The 3,589-nt window shown below is 75.5% G+C and carries 2 protein-coding genes; both read right to left on the bottom strand.

Features of this window, described 5'->3' with window-relative positions; translation table 11 throughout:
- Nucleotides 1–1,577 (bottom strand): ATP-dependent helicase (locus ACFQ3T_RS35240; protein WP_380730248.1); only part of this gene is annotated, 1,577 nt, incomplete at its 3' end.
- A 79-nt stretch (nt 1,578–1,656) separates the two neighbouring features.
- Nucleotides 1,657–3,589, bottom strand: a 1,933-nt coding sequence (locus ACFQ3T_RS35235; RefSeq protein WP_380730246.1) for a PD-(D/E)XK nuclease family protein, incomplete at its 5' end; no start/stop codon positions are given.

Below are 3,589 nucleotides of genomic sequence, written 5' to 3'. Positions count from 1 at the left end.
TGCCGGGTGGGCGCGCCGGCGAGGTCGCGGGCCCGCGTCCACAGCGCCGCCAGGTCGTAGGCGGCGACGCGCCAGCGGGAGCCGGTGAGGAGGCGGGCGGCGGCCGTGCCCGCCAGGGGGTCGACGAGGACGCGCAACGCGCTGGTGAGGTCCCGCACCTCCGGCTCGTCGAGGAGCCCGCCGAGGCCGACGACCTCCACGGGCAGACCGCGTTCCCGCAGCGCCGCCGCGATGTTCGCCATGTCGGACCGGCGGCGCACGAGCACCGCGGCGGTCGGCGGCTCGTCGCTGGTGTCCAGGTGGGCTTCCCACTGCGCGGCGACGGTGTCGGCCACCCAGTCCAGTTCCCGCCGGATGTCCTCGAACAACGCCACCCGCACGTCACCGGGGCCCGCGCCGTCACGGGCGCGCAGCTCGTCGACGTCCAGGCCCATCGCGCGCAGCGGCGCGGACACGGCGTTGGCCAGCGCCAGCACCTCGGGCGGGTTGCGGAAGCTGGTGAGCAGGCCGTACTTCTTCGCCGGCGGGAAGTCGTGCACGAACCGGGGCAGGTTCGCCGCGGACGCGCCGCGCCAGCCGTAGATGGCCTGCGCCGGGTCGCCGACCGACGTGACCGGCATCGGCTCGCCGCGCCCGAACAGCGACCGCAGCAGCACGCGCTGGGCGTGGCCGGTGTCCTGGTACTCGTCCAGCAGCACGGCCCCGTACCGCTCACGCTCGCCGCGCACGACCTCCGGGTGCTCGGACGCCAGCCGGGCGGCCAGGGACATCTGGTCGGCGAAGTCCATCGCCGCTTCCCGCCGCTTGCGCGCCTGGTACGCCTCCAGCAGCGGCAGCAGGTTGACGCGGAGGCGTTGGGCGTTGACGACGGCCTTCAGCGACTCGGGCAGGCCGTCGCGCTGCCGGGCGGTCCTGGGCGCGTTCTCGACGGTCGTGCACAGCCACTCGGCGTGCTTGCGCAGCGAGGTGGGCTCCACCAGGTGCTCCCCCAGCTCGCCGGCCAGCGCGAGCAGGTAGCCGGTGACGGTGGCGGGCACCTTGTCGGTGTCGATGTCCTCGGCCCACGTCGACACGACCCGGTGGGCGAGCTGCCAGGCCGCGGTCTCGGTCAGCAGCCGCACGCCGGGCTCCACGGGCAGCCGCAGGCCGTGTTCGCCGACGAGCCTGCCCGCGTACGCGTGGTAGGTGAGGATCACCGGTTCGGTGGTCAGCACGGCGGCACGCCGTTCGCCGCTCGGGTCGAGCCGGTCGAGCAGCGACGACCCGCCGAGCCGCCGCAACCGCAGCCGCACCCGGTCGGACAGCTGCCGCGCGGCCTTGCGGGTGAACGTCAGGCCGAGGACGCGGTCGGGCGTGACGAAGCCGTTCGCCACCAGGTAGACGACGCGGGCGGCCATGGTCTCGGTCTTGCCGGCTCCGGCGCCGGCCACGACGAGCGCGGGCGCGGTGGGCGCGGCGACGACGGCGGCCTGCTCGGGGGTGGGCTTCGGCAGGCCGAGGGCCTCGGCGACCTCGAACGGGCTGGCGAGCGCCACCGGCTCACCCGCCACCCGTTCGACCCCGCTCGGCACGACCACGTCCCGCATTCTCCGTTGTCGGGCCGCGCATCCTTCGGCGACCCGCAGGCCAACGCGATAATCGCTGGTCAGAAGTCCACTACTGGCTCACCTGCCGACCCGACGAGTGCACCGGGCACGTGGTGCGGGCCGGGCAGCGATCACAGTCCGCGTTCTCCGCCGCCCGGTACCGCGGCCCGACGCTGGACCCGGCGGCCAGCTGCACGGCCTCCAGCCACACCCGCACGCCCTGCTCGTCCAGCGGCGCCTGTTCCAGCTCGGTGGCGCCGGTCTTCTTGTTCTCCTTGGCGACGTAGAGCAGGCGCGCGCCGCCGGGGTCGGTGCCGAGCCCGAGGTGCGTGAACCCGCCGAGCGCCGACGCCAGCTGGTAGACGGCGAGCTGCGGGTGCTGCCGCGCCTCTTCCTTGGTGACGGGGTTCTTGCCGGTCTTGACGTCGACGACGACCGGCCGCCCCTCCCGGTCGGTCTCCAGCCGGTCGACCCGGCCGCGCACCCGCAGCTTCGGCCCGCCGTCCTGCCGGGGCACCTCGACCGAGATCTCCTCCTCGATCGCGACCTGGGTGAGCTGGGCGCGGCTGGAGGCCAGCCACGCCAGGAACGTGTCGAGCATCCGTTCCACCCGGATGCGCTCGCGCCGCGAGAACCAGGGCGCGCCCGCGTCCACCGCCGCCCAGGCCTCGTCCAGCTTGGCGCGCAGCTCCTTCTCGTCCGCGCCGGTCGCGGCGGCCTGCGCGAGGGCGTGCACGAGGGTGCCGGTGATGGACGCCAGCTCCGCCGGGTCCTGCCCGCCGTGCCGCTCGACCACCCACCGCAGCGGGCACTTCGCCAACGTCTCCACCGTGGACGGCGACACGCTCACCGTGTGCTCCTCGGTCCACAGTGGACTGTCCGTGGTGACGTCCGCCAAGCCGTACCACGAATCGGGGTGCGCGCCCGGCACGCCCTCCGCCGCCAACCGGGCCAACTGGACGGCCGCGCGCTCCCGCCGTTCCGCCGGCTCGTCGTCCGAGCACACGACCCGCCGCAGCTCGCCGACCAGCTCCGCCAGCACCAGGCCGCGCTGCGGCGTGAACGTCGGCCGCTCCGGCTCGTCGGTGGACAGCTCCTCGATCTCGTCCAGGAACCGCGACGGCTGCTCGTCCTCGCCGCGCACCGCGCTGACCAGCAACGTCCGCCGGGCCCGGCTCGCCGCGACGAGCAGCAGCCGGCGTTCCTCGGCGAGGATCGGCGCGACCGCGGACACCGTCTCCGCCGACACGCCCGCCACCAGGTCGACCATCCGCTCGACGCCGAGCAGCGACCCGCGCAACCGCAGGTCGGGCCAGCTGCCCTCCTGCACGCCCGGCACGGCCACGACCGTCCACTCGCGACCGGCGGCGGCGTGCGCGGTCAGCACCGACACCGCCTCGCCCGTGGGCGCGGCGGCGGCCAGCGTGTCGCCCACGATCTCCTGCGCGGCCAGGTAGTCCGCGAAGGCCTCGGCGCCCGAGCCGGGCAGCCGGTCCACGTACTTCGCCGCCGCCTCGAACAGCGCGACGATCGCGTCGAGGTCGCGGTCGGCCTGCATGCCGACGGTGCCGTGCCGCGCGGACTGCGCCACCCACCGCTGCTCCAGACCGGTGGCCTGCCACAGCTCCCACAGCACCTGCTCGACGGTCAGCCCGTCCGCGATCCCCTTGCGCGCCTTGCGGAGCAGCCCGGCGACCCGGCGCGCGGGCAGCGCCTCGGCGTCCTCCAGCGCGGCCAGCCGGTCGTCCGACTCGATCACCTCGACCAGCAGCTCGCCGCTCGGCCGGTCCCGGCCCGCGGCCAGCTCCAGCCGGCGCAGGCCGCGCCGCAACCGCCGCAGCGCCAACGGGTCCGCGCCGCCCAGCGGTGACGACAGCAGCATCGCCGCGGTGTCCTCGTCCATGCTCCCCGGCACGGCCGCGCAGCGCAGCAGCGCCAGGAACGGCAGCACGGCCGGTTGCCGGGCCAGCGGCAGCTCGTCGCGCGGCACCGCGACCGGCACG

The organism is Saccharothrix hoggarensis, assembly GCF_042678885.1.
Taxonomy (GTDB): Bacteria; Actinomycetota; Actinomycetes; order Mycobacteriales; family Pseudonocardiaceae; genus Actinosynnema; species Actinosynnema hoggarensis.
The sequence above is the reverse complement of the archived record's forward strand: the minus strand, read 5'-3'. Positions and strand labels throughout refer to the sequence as shown.